Origin of the sequence: Kitasatospora sp. NPDC058184, from assembly GCF_042883725.1 — a bacterium.
GTDB lineage: Bacteria > Actinomycetota > Actinomycetes > Streptomycetales > Streptomycetaceae > Kitasatospora.
Genome location: NZ_JBHVVE010000018.1, coordinates 77,125 through 92,027 on the forward strand (window position 1 = coordinate 77,125; position 14,903 = coordinate 92,027).

A 14,903-nucleotide genomic window follows, 5' to 3' on the forward strand; every position below is an offset into this window, starting at 1 on the left:
CAGCTGTATCCGGTCCGTGCTCCCGGCCCCCTTCCGGAACGGGGTCCCACATCCTGCCGCCTGGCCGACTTCCTGCGCCGTTACTCAGGTTGATCCTTGACCAACGGGGTGGGGGCGTGCTCACCGGGGGGTTGATCGCTGTGGTCCGGTTCGGTCGCGTTCGATCAGCGTGGCGGGGAGCTTGACGGTTCTGCCCACGTCGCAGGGGGTGGCCTTCGTCCGGTTCGGGATGCCGGGTGGCCGGCCGGGGCCGGGCGTGCTGGGTTTGGGCGCACGGGCCGGACTGGGCAGGTGGGGGTCGGATGTTCCGGAACCCCCGGCGGACGCGGGTCGGCGTCAGCGCGACGCCGGGGCGGCTGGTCTTCTCCCAAGGGCGGCGCTGGTCGGCGGCGAGTGGGGCGGCGAGGCGGAGCTGGGTGTGGGCGACGATCACGAGCCAGGTCCAGCGGTCCGCGGCCTCCGGGGAGCGGAGCCTGGGTCGGGCCCAGCCGAGGGTCTGCTTGAACAGGCGGCAGGCGTGCTCCGGGTCGAATCTGCGCAGGTAGCTCGACCAGATGAAGTCGACGTCATCGGCGGTGGCGCCCGTCTTGGAGGACCACAGCCAGACCGGTGGCGCGTCGCGGTCGCCGGGCAAGTGGTCGACCTTCAGCCGGATCAGGGTGCCCTCGACCAGCGGGAGTTCGCCGTCGTCGCCGATCCAGGCGGAGCGGTGGGTGAGGTAGGGGTGGACCCGGTCCCACGCCGTCGTCTGGGCCTTGCCGTAGCGCGGGGTGTCGTTCCTGGTGGTCAGCGTGGGTTCGGGCCAGGCGGCGGGGTCGGCGAGCGGGAAGCGGGGCCCGCGCTTCGGGGGCCCCGCCCTTCGGGTCGTAGACGTAGGCGGGCTTCGCCAGTCGCAGGACGCGGTCCGAGCGCAGGCGGCCGACGACCTCGACGGGCAGGTCCCGCAGCACGTACGCGAGGCGCATCGGGTCGTAGCCCGCGTCCATCACGATCATGATGTCCGGGTCGCCGTCGCGCCACTGACCCGCGGCGACCAGGCGCCGGACCACCTGCCGCAGCTGGGCGGCGGTCACCAGCGCAGCATCGTCGGTCGGGCCGAGGCGGACCACGTCCAGGACCTGCGTCCACGAGGTCCGGTCCGGGGTGAGCGCGGTGACGAACGAGTAGGGCCAGCCCGGCACCACGTGGTTGGACGCCTGGCCAGCGCGGCCGTGGACCAGGCAGAACAGCCGCTCGGGCGAGCAGGCGGCGTCGGAGCGCAGCCACGGCGAGACGTCCACGGTGAGCACGATCCGGCCCGCGAAGCGGGGCAGTGGCAGCTCGGCCAGCAGGTCCCGCGGCAGCTCGGTGTCCAGACGGCCGTGGTCGAGCGCGCCGTACAGGGAGCCGTAGCCGCGGCGGTGCTCGGCGGTCAGTGACAGCTCCACCGGCGTACGGGTGGGCGCATCCGAGCACAGCAGCGCGTCGGTCGGCTCAAAGAACGCGTCCGCCCGCGCGGACAGGCTGGCGTAGTAGTCCTCCCGGAAGAGTGACAGTTCCACGAACATGTCTCGCCGGGTGGCAAGTCGGAGCACACTCGTCGGCACGGCCCTGTCGTCGATTCCTCGATCTCCTCGCAGAGTCAGGATCACGACCGGGCCGTCCCCATGTCCGCCGATCACCCGAACGAGTGAGCCATCGACGAGCACAATCAGGGCCCGATGCCAAGGAACAAGCTAAATCAAACCGGGGAGGCCGGCTTGTCGGTGCTCGGACCTAGTATGCGGAGCATGACGCGATATATCGACGAGGATCTGCACAGTGCGGAGTTCCGCGAGTGCGATCTGACCGGGGCGCGCCTGATCGGCGTCGTCATGCAGGATGCCGTGATCGACGGGCACGTCACCAACCTCGTAGTGAACGGTGTCGAGGTCACCGAGTACGTCGAGGCAGAGCTCGACCGGCGTCATCCGGTGCGGGTGCTGATCCGCTCCGAGGACCCTGACGATCTGCGCGAGGCATCGCGTCAGCTCCATGCCGTCTGGGCCGCCACGATCGAGCGAATCCGCCGTACGCCCGGCATCGAGCGCCGCAGCGTGAACGACGAGTGGTCGGCGGTGCAGACGCTGCGCCACCTGGTCTTCGTCCACGACTCGTGGTTCCGCCGCTGCTGCCTGGGCTCGACGGAGCTGTTCACGCCGATGGGCATTGGGCCGACCGTCGAGCCCTACCGTGGAGCGCACGGGCTTGACCTCTCGCTCGATCCGGCCCTCGACGAGATCGTGAGCGTGCGTGACGCGCAGGCCGCCGAGCTTGAGGCCTGGCTCGATGAGGTCACCGCCGTGCAGCTCGCAGCGCGAGCGCCGGTGCCCGACGACGATGTCTGGCCGCCGTACGCCCGGGGCCGCTTGGTGCGGCAGTGCCTCGGCACGGTGCTCAAGGAGACCTTCGAGCACCACACCTTCTGCGTTCGCGACCTCGACTTGATCGAGGCACAGGACGCCGAGTAGGGCCGACTACAGACAACGTGCACCCAAGCCGACCCGCCCGGGCCCAGGCCGGCCGGCGTCCCGAACCGGACCAAGCCCCCCGCTGCGACGTGGGCAAGACCGTCAAACGCCCCGCCACGCTGATCGAACGCGACCGAACCGGACCGGTCCGCTCACACCCGCCCCGCTAGCGAAACCGAGCCGCACCATAAGGAACAAGCTCAGGTTGAACCCGCCTCGCTGCAGAGGCTGAGAGCCGTCGATCCGCGGGTACGCCCTCGTCGTGCGATACGTGCGCGGCGTCGGTCCACCATCCAGGAGTAAGAACTCCTAACGAAATGATCTTCGATGGTCGGTTCCAGTCGCTGGGGTGCCATTGGGCAGCATGGGGGCGATGAACTCGGATGAGCCGGTGCCTCGGGAGTTGAAGGTCCTCGATACGACCTCGCTGGTCAGGCTGGAGGAGCGGGCATGCGAACTCGGCCTCAACCAGCGGTTGAACCCGGCATGGGTGCAGGCGAATGCGGCGCCCGATGGAACCCAGGCTCAGGAAGGCCTCGTGGATGTCATCGCGGATCTCCCAGCGGATGCGCAGGCGTCGGAACCAGTGCAGGTGGGCGAAGGCGCGTTCCACGACCCAGTGTTGAGTGCCGAGTCCGGAGCCGTGCTCGGTGCCTCGGCGGGCGATGAGCGGCTTCACGCCGAGGTTCCAGACCAGGCGGCGGTACTTGTCGTAGTCGCGGTCGCCGAGCACGGCGTCGGGCCGGCGCCGGAGCCGGCCGCGCTTGCCGCGAACGGACGGCACTGCCTGAAGCAGTGGAATGAGCCGGGTGACGTCATTTGCGGTTCCCGCCGGTCAGGGGGCGGCGAGCGGGATACCGTTGGCGTCGGTGATCAGGTGGTGCTTACTGCCCGGCCGCAGTCGCTCGCTTCCCGGGCTGAGTGAGTGGCAATTTGCTTAAGTGGAGCGGGAGATGGAGCGAGGTCCGCTCCCGTCGACGGGTCTCGATCGTCACTCTGATCTGCTGCAAACCCGGCGAACAGTCCCGGTGGGACGACGGCCGGGGCAAGCGCAAGGCCTGCAAGAGCTCCGCCCGGACTGATCGCCTCCCTGTCCCGACCGGCCGCCTGTGAAGCGCCTGCTGCCTGGCGAGCGGGTGCGCGAGGGCTTGTCGCGAAAGTGGATCTCGGCGGTGAAACGATCACGCTCCGTGGGACATGGAGATCTGACGAACAGTCAGTTGACGTGGTTTGAACCGTTGCTGCCGCAGGGCATCAAGCCGGGCCGACCGCAGGCGTGGACGCGGCGGAGACTGATAGGCGGCATGCGGTGGCGGATCCGGGCCGTGCCTCCTGGTGCGACTGAGTGGGGGGACGTGAGAAGTCGGATGGGCCGACTTCTCATGCTGCGGGGGTACGTGGTCAGGGGTGGTGGGTGGGGGTGAGGAAGGTGGTGAGGCGGGGGTTGAGGTCGTGGGGGGCGGCCATGGGGAGGGTGTGGTGGGAGGTGGCCGGGATGATGGCGACTTCGGCTTGGGGGAGGGTGTGGCGGGCGGTTCGGGCGACGGCGTGGGGGTCGTGGGTACGGGTGTGGGCGGCGAGGAGGGTGAGGACGGGGGTGGTGAGGGTGCGGAGGCGTTCGGGGGTGGGGCGGGGGCCGGTGACGACGGGGGAGGCGGGGAAGTCGGCGTAGCCGAGGGCGTAGAGCTCGCGCCAGGCGGGGTCGGGGCCGGGGGTGGTGCCGGTTTCCCAGTCGAGGTAGGCGCGGGCGCGGGCCGGGGTGCGGTGGGGGAGGAAGAGGGGGAGGGCGCGCAGCAGGTAGCCGGGGCGGAAGCCGGCGAAGCACTGGGTGGGGTCGAGCAGGGCGAGCCGGCCGACCCGGGTGGGGGCGTGCAGGGCGTACTCCAGGGCGATCCAGCCGCCGTACGAGTGGCCGCAGAGGTCGGCCTGTTGGACGCCGAGTCCGTCGAGGACGGCGTCCAGCCAGCCGAGCAGGCCGGGGACGCCGTCGAGGGCGGCGCCGTCGTGGACGCTGCGGCCCGGGTCGCCGATGAGGTCGACGGCGAGGACGCGGTGTCCTGCTTCGGCCAGGGCGCCGGCGTTGGCGAACCACAGGGTGGAGGTGGCGCCGCCGCCGTGGAGCAGGACGAGCGGGCGGCCGTCGGCGGGGCCGCAGGCGTTGATCCGGGTGGTGCCGTGGGCGGTGCGGACGGTGAGCGCTTCGACCGGGACGGGCCAGCGGGCGAGCAGGGCGTCGTAGGCGGCGAGGAAGGGGGTGGGGAAGGGGGCGGTGCGGGCGGACATGAGGGCCTCCGCGGGTGTGGTGTGATGGCGGCCGAGCCGGCTGGACCACTCGCCGGGCAAGTGTCGCGGTGAACGAGTATTACGCTGAACACGTATCGTGCTAAACAAGTATCTCGCTGAGCGAGAGAATAGTCGCACATGCCCTCCCCGAGGAAGGACGACAGGGTGTCCGAGGTTGCCGACCCGATGCGGCTGGTGCACCTGCTGCGTGGCCTGACGGTCGAACTCGACCTGTTCGGCGCCGAGTTCGCGGCCCGCAACGGTCTGCATCCGACCGATCTGCGGGCGCTGATCCACCTGCTGGACGCGGCCAGGGCGGGGGAGGTGGTCACCCCGGGCCGGCTCGGCGAGGCGCTGGGGCTGAACTCGGCGGGCACCACCGGTCTGGTGGACCGGCTGGAGCGGCTCGGGCTGATCCGGCGCGAGCGGGACCCGCGGGACCGGCGCCGGGTGCGGCTGCTGGTGGAGGAGCGGGCGATGGAGCTGGGGGAGGGCTTCTTCGGCGGGTTGATCGGCGATCTGGTCGCGGCGATGCGGCAGTTCGAGCCGGCGGAGCTGGACACGGCCCGACGCTTCCTGACGGCGATGACCGGGGTGGTGGCGGCCGCCCGGGAGAACTGAGCGTCCAGGGAGGGCCGGGGCTACGCGGGGCCGAGAGTCCAGCTGATCACCGACAGCGTCGCCATCGACACCAGCGTCGACCAGAGCACCGCGTCCCGCGCGAGGGCGATGCCCTGCCGGTACTCGCGGGCGTAGGTGTACACGTTCTGGGCGGTGGGCAGCGCGGAGAACAGCACCACGGTGAGCAGTTGGTGCGCGGGCAGGTGGAGCAGCGGGCCGGCCACGGCGAGGGCCACCAGCGGCTGGACCAGGGTCTTGAGCGCGACGGTCAGCCCGACCTCGGTGCGGCGCGGACGGCCCTCCGCCGGCGGGCGGTTGTGCAGCGATATGCCGAGGGTGATCAGCGCGGTCGGGACGCCGGCGCCGCCGAGCAGTTCGCAGGAACGATTCAGCTCGGCGGGCAGGTGCACGCCGGTCGCCGAGGCGAGGGCGCCCAGGGCGGTGGCCAGCAGGATCGGGTTGCGGACGGGCAGGGTGAGCAGCGCCCGCCGCCCGGCCGCGCCGCCGTCCAGGACGGCCAGGACGGCGGGGGTGACCACCAGGATCTGGAACAGCACCACGGGCGCCACGAAGGAGGCGTCGCCGAGGACCTGCATGGTCACGGGGATGCCGAGGTTGGCCGAGTTGACGTAGCCGGAGGCCATCGCGCCGACGGCCAGTTCGCCGGGTTTGCGGTGGAACAGCAGCCGCCCGACGAGCAGACCGAGGCCGATCGTGACCACCGTGCCCGCGGTGAAGGCGAGCATCGAGGCGTTGGCGAAGCGGTCCAGCGGGGTGCGGGCGATCATCAGGAACAGCGCGGCCGGCATCGCCACGTGGAAGACGAACCGGTTGAGCACCGTCTCGGCCTGCGGCCCGAGCAGCCCGGTGCGGCCGACGACGTAGCCGACGCCGGTGAGCGCCCAGATCGGCGCGAAGGCGGACAGCAGGGGGTGCAGGGCTGGCATGGTTCCTCGGATTGCTCGGGCGGATCTGCCGGTGCGACGGGGGTCTCCCGTCGGGGGCGCCGACTCCCGAGCGCGGTGACCCCCCGAAGCCCATGAACCCCCGGGGCAGTAAACCAGTGGCCGTCGGCGAGGTGATCAACGGGCCTGTCGCGGGCACGCCAGCCGGGTCGGGCCGTCGGCGGGATCGGCGGGCCAGGCACGAGGCCGACCGCCAAGGAACGCGGTCGACCGCCCGGAGCGACGCCGACCGCCCGGGCCTACGATGAGCCGATGGAGGACGAGTACCTGAGCCTGTCCGAGGTGGAGGCGATCGCGCGCCGGGCCCACCGGGGGCAGGTGGACAAGAACGGCCACCCGTACGGCGAGCACATCGCGGCGGTCGCCCACGGGACGGCGGCGCGCGGCGGCAGCGCGGCGCAGGTCGCGGCGGGCTGGCTGCACGACACTGTCGAGGACGACCGGCTGAGCCGGGAGTGGCTGGCCGGGGCCGCGCTGCCGGAGGAGACCAAGGCGATCGTGGACGCGCTCACCCGGCGCCGGGACGAGCCGGTCGAGGAGTACACCGCGCGGATCCTGGCCACGCCGGGCGCGCTGCTGGTCAAGCGCGCGGACCTGGCGCACAACTCCGATCCGGCCCGCCTCGCCGTGCTGGACCCGGCGACCGCCGAGCGGCTGGCCGCCAAGTACGCGCGGATGCGCGAGCTGCTCGGACTCACCGGCGAGCTGTAGTCCACGAGCTGTAGTCCCCGAGCCGGGGCCCAAGGAGCCGGGGCCCAAGGAGCCGGGGCCCAAGGAGCCGGGGCCCGAGGAGCCGGAGCCTGAGCACCTGCGGAGCCCGCCGCCCACGGGCGTCGGAGAACCACAAGAGGGCCCGGACCACGCGGATCGCGCGGGTCCGGGCCCTCTCGGGCACCCCGGTGGTCCCTGTCCGACCCCCGGGGTGAGGGGGAGTGGTCAGGTGACGGTCGGAGGCTGGTGGGCCGATGGGGTCGGCTTAGTACCAGTGGTTGGCCTGCCAGAAGTTCCAGGCGGCGTTCGGGCTGCCGTAGCGGGTGTTCATGTAGTCCAGCGCCCACTTGATCTGGGTGGCCGGGTTGGTCTTCCAGTCCGAGCCCGCCGAGGCCATCTTGGAGCCCGGCAGCGCCTGGGCCAGGCCGTACGCGCCGGAGCTCGCGTTGGTCGCGGACACGTTCCAGCTCGACTCGTGGGCGATGATCTGGCTGAAGGACGCCAGCTGGTTGGCCGGGACGATCTGGGCGGCGATGGCCTGCGGGGAGGCGGTGGCGGCGTTCGCGGTGGCGGGCAGGACACCCGCGCCCAGGGCGGTCAGACCGGCGGCGCCGGCGAGGATCGCGGCGGAGGTGCGCATACGGAGCTTGAAAGCGGGCATAAAGAGCAGGACCTCAATCGGGTTGGGCCGGGTCACTCCCCGCCGCGAACCTCGGCCGGACAGGGGCCGTAACGGTCGCGGGGTCGTGACCCGGCAGCAAGCCGTTCACCGGCGGGACAGGTGCCGGTGCGGCTGACGACTGAGCCATTGTTGGCAGACGGCATCGGCCCCCGCCAAGACCCCCTCGGTACGACCCACGGTCGTACGGAAGGGGCCGCCGTGGATTCGAAGGGGCGGTCGCGCGGAGCGTGCGGAGCGGGGGTGAGCAGCGCGAACGCGGGGGGTGTCGGGGTGGCGCGGGCGTTCCGGGGGTGTCTACTACCGCCCGTCGTGGGTGTTGATCACGTGTGAGCGCACTCACCGTGCGGGGCTCGGCGGGCGTCACTCGTCGGCCCGGTCGAAGCACGGTGGGTACAGACGATCAACCCCGCGCTGAGACCGGCGCCACACCCGAGCGGCGGGATCGGCGCCACACCCGAGCGGCGGGAGCGGCGCGACACCGCCGCGCCGAGCGGCAGGAGGTGGGAGGCGGGTCCTAGCGGAGGTCGCCCAGCCGTCGGTGCCGGACGGCCCGGGCCGCGAGCCGGTCCGTTTCGGTGGTCGCCGACAGGGCGCCGAGCGCCGCGCCGACCGCCTGCCCGAGCCGGGCGCAGAAGGCCGCCGACTCCTCGGCGGCGTCGGGCAGCTCCGGGACGACCTCGTCGACCAGTCCGACCTCGGCCAGCTGGTGCGCCCCGATGCCCTGGGCGCGGGCCAGCTCGGCGGCGTGCGCGCCGTCCCGGTGGACGATCGCCGAGGCGCCCTCCGGCGGCAGCGGCGCCAGCCAGGCGTGCTCGGCGGCGATCACCCGGTCCGCCGGGAGCAGCGCGAGCGCCCCGCCGCCCGAGCCCTGGCCGAGCAGCACGGCCAGGACGGGGGTGCGCAGTGCGAGCAGGGTGGTCAGGCAGTGGGCGATCTCCACCGCGATGCCGTCCAGTTCGGCCTGGGCGGACAGCTCGGCGCCGGCCGTGTCCACCACGGTGACCAGCGGCAGTCCGAGCTGCTCGGCCAGGCGCGCGGTGCGCCGTACGGCCCGCAGGTCGGCGGCGGTGAAGGGGCGTTCGTGCTCGGGGGTCTGCCGCTGCTGGCCGACGACCAGGACGGGCCGGCCGCCGAGCAGGGCCAGCGCCCGGACCAGTGCGCCGTCGCGCCCGCCGGGGGCGTCCAGCAGCACCAGCTCCTCGGCGGTGTGCCGCAGCAGCTCGCGGGTGCCCGGGCGGTCGGGGCGCCGGGTGCGGAGGACGGAGTCCCAGGCGTCGGGGCGCCCGTGAGTGGGGACGGGCACAGGGGTCGGAGAGGCGGTGGGGTCTGTAGGAGGGGACGGCGGTGCGGCGGCGAGGACGGCGAGGGTGCGGCGGAGCAGCTCGCGCAGCTCCTGCGGCGGTACGACGGCGTCCACCAGTCCCTGGCCGGCGAGGGTCTCGGCCCGCTGGACGTCCGGCGGCAGTTCCACGCCGCGCAGCTCCTCGTACACGCGCGGGCCGAGGAAGCCGAGCCGGGCGCCGGGCTCGGCGAGGACCAGTTGTCCGAGCGTGCCCCAGGAGGCGAAGACCCCGCCCATGGTGGGGTTGCGCAGGTAGGTGAGGTAGGGGAGGCCGGCGGCGCGGTGCGCCTGGACGGCGGCGGTGATCCGCAGCATGCAGAGGAAGGCCGCCGACCCCTCCTGCATCCGCGTCCCGCCGGAGACGGGCAGGGCGAGCAGCGGCAGCCGCTCGGCGGTGGCGCGCTCGACGGCGCGGGTGATCCGCTCGGCGGTGGCGACGCCGATCGAGCCGCCGAGGAAGCCGAACTCGGAGGCGATGAGGGCGACCGGCCGGCCGTCGATCGAGCCGACGCCGGTGAGGACGGCCTCGTCCAGGCCGGTGCGCTCGCGGGCGCGGTCGAGGGAGGCGCGGTAGCCGGGGTCGGGCCGGTCGACGGCCGGTGGCTCGTCCCAACCGCGGAAGCCGCCCGGATCCACCAGCAGGCCGATCAGCTGGTGGGCCGTCAGTGCCGTGCCCGAGCCCGTACCCATGCCCACCCCGTCAGAGTCGTTCCGGCGATCGTTCCGGTGATTGCTCCGGCGGTCGTTCCGGCGGTCGTCCCGGCCCCGCCGTGATCCGCCCGGCTAGGCGGCACTCTATGCGGCACGGTCCGGTCGGGACAGCTCCGACATGAGTTCGATGGCGGTCGACCCTTGCGCTGGACGGGCGGTTCGTGGGCGTTTCGCGGACGGCTCCGGGGGAGGGGTGCGGGGCTCGGCGTACGGCTCAAGTCCTCGTAGGTAAAGGGTAGTTACTCGCTGGTTAATAGTTTTTCTGAGGGCTTCCGGAGCTGACGGTGTCTCGTCAGACTGGTGGACATGACTCGCACTCTACGCGCGTGGAAGACCCGCGCCGCCGCCGTCACCGCCGTCGCCCTGATGACCCTCGCCCCGGTCGCCGTCGCCACCGAGGCGCACGCCGACGTGAGCGGCTCGGTCTGCCTCTCCGCCCTCCCGTCGCAGGCCACCGACACCCTCAACCTGATCGCCTCCGGCGGACCGTTCCCCTACTCCCAGGACGGGGTGGTCTTCCAGAACCGGGAGGGCGTCCTGCCCAGCGAGTCCTACGGCTACTACCACGAGTACACCGTCATCACCCCGGGCTCCCCGACCCGCGGCGCCCGCCGGATCGTGACCGGGCAGGCCAGCCAGGAGGACTACTACACCGGCGACCACTACGCCACGTTCTCGCTGATCGACCAGACCTGCTGACCGTCCGCTGATCACCCCGGGGCCGTCCCCGGACACTCCGACACGACGGTGGCCCCGGCTGGCTTCCCCGCCGAGGTCACCGCCGTGCGGCCGTATCCGCAGCGGTAGCCGCTGCCCCCGGCTCAGAGCTCGGACGGCCCCCAGGCGCCCACCGCCAGCTCGTCCCCCACCCGCAGCGTGCCGGGCCGCAGCACCGCGAACTTGCTGCCGAACGCCACCCCGCCCGCCGCCGCCCGGCGGTACCGGGCCAGCGTGCGCAGCGGCTCCGGGCCCGCCTTGGTGCCGTGGGACTGGTCCACCATCGTCACCGCGCAGCGGATCGCGAGCTTGGCGTAGCCCAGTTCGGCCCCGCCCACCTCGATCCGGCGGGCCAGGTCCTCGGTGTGCGGTTCGGACCAGCCGTCCACCACCACGTTCGGGCGGAACCGGTCCATCGGCAGTGGCGGAGTGCCGGAGAGCTCGTTGAAGTACTCCAGCGAGGAGTGCGACACCAGGTGCACGGCGCAGCTGTCCGCGTAGCCCGAGGTGCCCGGGACCAGCCCGTCGGTCACCCGGTCGTGCTCCGGCGGCACCCGGACCAGCCGACTGCGCGCGCCCAGCACCCCGGAGAGCCAGTCGGCGGCCTCCCCGCCCTGGTCGATGCCGAAGAACGGCGCACCGAAGAGCCGCACCTCACGGCGCGGGCCCCCGGTGTCCACCGGGACCGACACCGGCTCCGTCCCCGGGGCGGCCAGGGTCAGCGAACGGCCGTCCTCCGCCACCGTCGGGCGGACGGTGGCCAGCACCGGGTCCCGGCGCTGGGAGCGGAACACGCCCTCCTCGTCCACCACCATGAACGCCCGGTCGTGGGCCAGCCCGGCCCGGGTGAGTTCCGCCTGCTCGGCCGCCACCCCCGCGCAGCCCTTCACCGGGTAGTACCGCAGTTCCGTCACCGTGGCCATCGTCCTGCTCCCCCTTCGCGCCGGCGTGCCGTGCTACGCCCGCGTACCGTCCATCTCGCGAATCCCACAGGGTAGTTGAGCGGGCCGACGGGGGCGGAAGGCGGGACGGGGTGGATCCGCGCGCCGCTTGCTAGGGTCGGGGGCATGGCACCACCGAGCAGCGCGAACCCCCCGGGGCGGCTCCGGCGTGACGCGCAGCGCAACCGCGACCTCCTGCTCGCCGCCGCCCGCGACATGTTCTCCCGGCACGGCCTGGACGTGCCGCTGGACCAGATCGCCAAGGAGGCGGGCGTCGGCAACGCCACCCTCTACCGGCACTTCCCGACCCGCGAGGCGCTGATCGGCGAGGTGTTCGCGGACGCCGGGGGCGGCCTGGCCGCCGCGGGCGAGGAGGCGCTCGCCGACGCGGACGCCTGGACCGGCCTCGAGCGGTACTTCGGGCGGATCTTCGAACTGGTCGCCGCCGACCGGGGCATCAACGACCTGGTCACCCAGGCCATCCCGACCATCCCAGGGATGATCGAGATCAGCCGCGGGCACGCCACCACCGTCGGCGCCCTGATCGCCCGCGCCCAGGAGCAGGGCACCATGCGCCGCGACGTCGTCACCATGGACCTGCTCTTCCTGCTCGGCCCGCTCTGCCGCGCCCTGCCGGCCGCCACCGAGCTGCGCCCCGACCTCTGGCGCCGCTACCTCGCCCTGCTGCTCGACGGCTTCCGCGCCCAGGCCACCCACCCGCTGCCGGTCCCGCCGATCGGGGAGGAGCACCTGGACCGGATGTTCGCGGACCTCTGGGAGGCGGAGCAGCCGGAGCCCTCCTGAGCCTGAGCCCTCCTGAGTCCGAGCCCGCCTGAGTCCGAGCCCGCCGCAAGCCCGAGCCCGCCGCAAGCCTGAGCCAGCTTCCGCCCGTGCCGCATCAGGGACGCGTACGGAAGGACGGGCCCCGCGTCAGAGCCGCGTCAACGGCCCGTGGCCGTACGGGCGCGGGCCGCTTTGCTGGGGTGGAATCGGCGCGGTCCGGTCCGGCCCGGTGCGAGGGCACCCGGGCGCGCGGGCGGACGGAGAGGCAGGGCGGGCCATGACGGACAGTGGTGCGGACGGGGGCCGGATCGTGGTCGGCATCAGTGGCTCGTTGGGCAGCCTCGCCGCGCTGCACCGCGCGGTGGCCGAGGCCCGTCGCTCGGACGTCGAGGTGCTCGCGGTGCTCTGCTGGACCCCGCCCGGCGACGAACTCGGCTACCGCCGCACCCCGTGCCCGCCGGTGATCGAGGCCGGCCGCGACGCCGCCGTGGCCCGGCTGCGGCAGGCCCTCGACGAGGCCTTCGCCGGACGCCACGCGGGTGTCCGGCTGCGCTGCCAGGCCGTCCGCGGCGACACCGGCCACACGCTGGTGCGGTGCGCGGACCGGCCCGGTGACCTGCTCGTCCTCGGCGCCGGACGGGAGCGCGGCCGCCTCGCCCGACTGGTGCACCCCTCGGTCACCGCCTACTGCGTCCGGCACGCCGCCTGCCCGGTCCTGGCCGTCCCGCGTCCGCCGCTGCAGCGCGAGCTGGAGGCCCTGGAGCGCGGTGGCGGGCTGCGGGAGCCGGCGGCGGGGAACTGAGGTCAGGCCGGCTTGACGTCAGGCCGGCCCGGCCGCCTCGGCGAGGACGGCGGCGGTCCGCCGGCCGGCGGCCAGGGTGTCGGCGTCGGTGGCCGGAAGGCAGCGGCCGGCCTCGGGGTGGTAGGCGGTCATCACCACGCCGGCGTGGTCGGTGGGCAGTTCGAGGGTCCGTACCGCCGACATCTGCTTTGTCAGAGCAGCGCTCAACCGCCGGGTGTGCTCGACGTCCACGATCCCGTCCGCCGTGCCGTGGACCAGCCAGAGCGGGACGGGGGACGGGCCGGCGGCCAGGTGGTCGAGCGGGGCCTCGCCGGTGGTGACGGCCGTGGTCGAGTAGTGCGAGGCGATGCCGACGGCGGCGACGGGCCGTAGCTCGGCGGGGGTGTCCGGGTGGGTGGCCACGGCTATCGCCTCGCGGCCGCCCATCGACCAGCCGGCCAGCACGAAGCGGGCCGGGTCCCCGCCGTGCTCGGCGGCGATCCGGCGGGCCTGGGCCAGCGAGGCGAGCAGTTCGGCGCCGCCGCGGTCCGGCTGCTCGGAGCTCCAGTCCGGGACGAGCACCAGCAGCCCCAGCCCGGCGGCCTCCCGGGCCAGCGGCCGCAGCACGTCGCGCTCGTTCGGACCGTTGCCGTGCCAGAGCAGGACGACGGGAGCCGGTCCGGCGGTGCCGGCGGCCGGGAGGTGGACGTCCATCAGCCGCCCTTCCGCGTACGGAGCGGCAGTCGGGGCGGCAGGCGGACCGGCCTCGGGTCGAGCGCTCGTCATGCGGGGTTCCCCTCCGGTTCGGTGGATGATCACGGAGCTGGTACTGTACTTCTCGTCGCGAGGGAGGGATTCCTCGTCAGGCGTCAGTGGTGCTACCAGAGCACGTCCTACTTTCAGTAGGAAGAGTCCGTGCGACCCGGGCCTGGCGCTCCAGAGTCGGACAGGGTCCGGTGCCGTTCGTTCGGCGCCGGGCCCTGTCCGCGTTTCCGGGAACAGGGCGACCGCCAGACGACCGTTCAGGACGGGGCGTTCTCGGGACGGGGCGTTCTCAGGACGGCTGGCGGTCGGAGCCCAGCTCGCGGGAGATCCGCAGGCCGACCTGGGCGACCACCGGGCCGAGGGCGCGGACCCGGGCGGCGGTCATCCGTGAGGTGAGGCCGGAGACGGACAGGGCGGCGGTCACCTCGCCGGTGTGGTCGAAGATCGGGGCGGCGACGCAGCGGACCTCGGGCTCGTTCTCGCGGTCGTCGATCGAGTAGCCGCGGGCGCGGATGCGGGCGAGGTCGGCGCGGAGCCGGGGCTCGTCGGCGATGGTCCAGGCGGTCACCGGGCGCAGTCCGGCCGCGACCACCTCGGCGACGGCCTCCTCGGGCAGCCAGGCGAGGATCGCCTTTCCGGTGGCGGTGCAGTAGGCGGGGGCCCGGCTGCCGACCCGGGAGGCCATCCGGACGTTGGTCTCGTCCTCGACCTTGTCCAGGTAGACGATCCCGGGGGCCTGCCAGACGGTCAGGTGGACGGTCTCGCCCGCCTCGCGCTGGAGCCGCCGCAGGTGTTCGGCGGCGACGCTGCGCAGGTCGAGGGTGGTCAGGTAGGCCTGGCCGAGCCGCAGGGAGCCGTGGCCGAGCCGGAACCAGCCGGTCTCGCGGTCCCGGTCGAGGAGGTGCTCGTCCAGCAGGGGGCCGGCCAGTCGCAGCACGGTGCTCTTGTTCAGGCCGAGCCCGTCGGCGAGCTGGGCGAGCGGCACGCCGCGCCCGTCGCCGTGGTCGCGGACGTAGCCGAGGACGGCGAGCGCGCGGCGCAGCGAGGAGGACTGGTTGCGTTCGGTCGCGGGTTTCTTGGGCGCCGTCTCCGTCATGGGTCCGTTCCCTGTG

Annotated in this window: 14 protein-coding genes and 1 pseudogene; 6 read left to right on the forward strand and 9 right to left on the reverse strand. The window is 73.3% G+C overall.

The features are described 5' to 3' along the window. Positions 1–566: 566 nt before the first annotated feature. Positions 567–1,541 carry a transposase gene (locus ACFVXH_RS29495; protein ID WP_387828771.1) on the reverse strand — a complete coding sequence of 325 codons (975 nt, stop codon included), beginning with the start codon at positions 1,539–1,541 and terminating at the stop codon, positions 567–569. Positions 1,542–1,769: 228 nt separating this feature from the next. On the opposite strand from ACFVXH_RS29495, the gene ACFVXH_RS29500 reads away from it, so the two are divergent. Continuing rightward, complete coding sequence (locus tag ACFVXH_RS29500; RefSeq protein ID WP_387828773.1) at positions 1,770–2,489, forward strand: DinB family protein; 720 nt, start codon at positions 1,770–1,772, stop codon at positions 2,487–2,489. A 517-nt stretch (positions 2,490–3,006) separates the two neighbouring features. Here ACFVXH_RS29500 and ACFVXH_RS29505 read toward each other — a convergent pair. Together ACFVXH_RS29505 and ACFVXH_RS29510 are read right to left on the reverse strand one after the other, a co-directional pair. Beyond that, a pseudogene (locus ACFVXH_RS29505) lies at positions 3,007–3,399 on the reverse strand (transposase); the annotation flags it as partial. Positions 3,400–3,890: 491 nt separating this feature from the next. Further along, the gene (locus tag ACFVXH_RS29510) at positions 3,891–4,772 is read right to left on the reverse strand and encodes an alpha/beta fold hydrolase (protein ID WP_387828775.1); all 882 of its coding nucleotides are present in this window, start codon (positions 4,770–4,772) and stop codon (positions 3,891–3,893) included. 186 nt (positions 4,773–4,958) lie between these two features. On the opposite strand from ACFVXH_RS29510, the gene ACFVXH_RS29515 reads away from it, so the two are divergent. After that, positions 4,959–5,393 (forward strand): helix-turn-helix domain-containing protein, encoded by a 435-nt coding sequence (locus ACFVXH_RS29515; RefSeq protein WP_049659353.1) that lies wholly within the window; start codon positions 4,959–4,961, stop codon positions 5,391–5,393. 20 nt (positions 5,394–5,413) lie between these two features. Here the strand turns inward: ACFVXH_RS29515 and ACFVXH_RS29520 are convergent, their stop codons facing one another. Continuing rightward, on the reverse strand, positions 5,414–6,340 hold the full coding sequence (locus ACFVXH_RS29520; protein ID WP_049659344.1) for an AEC family transporter: 927 nt from the start codon (positions 6,338–6,340) through the stop codon (positions 5,414–5,416). Between the two features lie 270 nt (positions 6,341–6,610). On the opposite strand from ACFVXH_RS29520, the gene ACFVXH_RS29525 reads away from it, so the two are divergent. After that, complete coding sequence (locus ACFVXH_RS29525) at positions 6,611–7,069, forward strand: HD domain-containing protein (RefSeq protein WP_387828777.1); 459 nt, start codon at positions 6,611–6,613, stop codon at positions 7,067–7,069. 265 nt (positions 7,070–7,334) lie between these two features. On the opposite strand, the gene ACFVXH_RS29530 is transcribed toward ACFVXH_RS29525, so the two are convergent. After that, the gene (locus tag ACFVXH_RS29530) at positions 7,335–7,709 is read right to left on the reverse strand and encodes a transglycosylase SLT domain-containing protein (RefSeq protein ID WP_241853055.1); all 375 of its coding nucleotides are present in this window, start codon (positions 7,707–7,709) and stop codon (positions 7,335–7,337) included. A gap of 556 nt (positions 7,710–8,265) precedes the next feature. After that, on the reverse strand, positions 8,266–9,783 hold the full coding sequence (locus ACFVXH_RS29535; RefSeq protein WP_387828779.1) for a carboxyl transferase domain-containing protein: 1,518 nt from the start codon (positions 9,781–9,783) through the stop codon (positions 8,266–8,268). Between the two features lie 387 nt (positions 9,784–10,170). Between ACFVXH_RS29535 and ACFVXH_RS29540 the strand changes: the two genes are divergently transcribed. After that, a complete protein-coding gene (locus ACFVXH_RS29540; RefSeq protein WP_049650667.1) occupies positions 10,171–10,503 on the forward strand; it encodes a ribonuclease in 333 nt (110 codons plus the stop codon). 122 nt (positions 10,504–10,625) lie between these two features. On the opposite strand, the gene ACFVXH_RS29545 is transcribed toward ACFVXH_RS29540, so the two are convergent. After that, positions 10,626–11,444, reverse strand: a complete 819-nt coding sequence (locus ACFVXH_RS29545) for an MOSC domain-containing protein (RefSeq protein ID WP_387828781.1) — start codon at positions 11,442–11,444, stop codon at positions 10,626–10,628. Between the two features lie 144 nt (positions 11,445–11,588). On the opposite strand from ACFVXH_RS29545, the gene ACFVXH_RS29550 reads away from it, so the two are divergent. Then, positions 11,589–12,266 (forward strand): TetR/AcrR family transcriptional regulator, encoded by a 678-nt coding sequence (locus ACFVXH_RS29550; RefSeq protein ID WP_074004498.1) that lies wholly within the window; start codon positions 11,589–11,591, stop codon positions 12,264–12,266. A gap of 256 nt (positions 12,267–12,522) precedes the next feature. Continuing rightward, complete coding sequence (locus ACFVXH_RS29555) at positions 12,523–13,047, forward strand: universal stress protein (protein ID WP_074004499.1); 525 nt, start codon at positions 12,523–12,525, stop codon at positions 13,045–13,047. An 18-nt stretch (positions 13,048–13,065) separates the two neighbouring features. On the opposite strand, the gene ACFVXH_RS29560 is transcribed toward ACFVXH_RS29555, so the two are convergent. Both ACFVXH_RS29560 and ACFVXH_RS29565 read right to left on the reverse strand, forming a co-directional pair. Continuing rightward, on the reverse strand, positions 13,066–13,812 hold the full coding sequence (locus ACFVXH_RS29560) for an alpha/beta hydrolase family protein (protein WP_387828783.1): 747 nt from the start codon (positions 13,810–13,812) through the stop codon (positions 13,066–13,068). Between the two features lie 268 nt (positions 13,813–14,080). Next, complete coding sequence (locus ACFVXH_RS29565; protein WP_049650658.1) at positions 14,081–14,887, reverse strand: IclR family transcriptional regulator; 807 nt, start codon at positions 14,885–14,887, stop codon at positions 14,081–14,083. Positions 14,888–14,903: the final 16 nt, after the last annotated feature.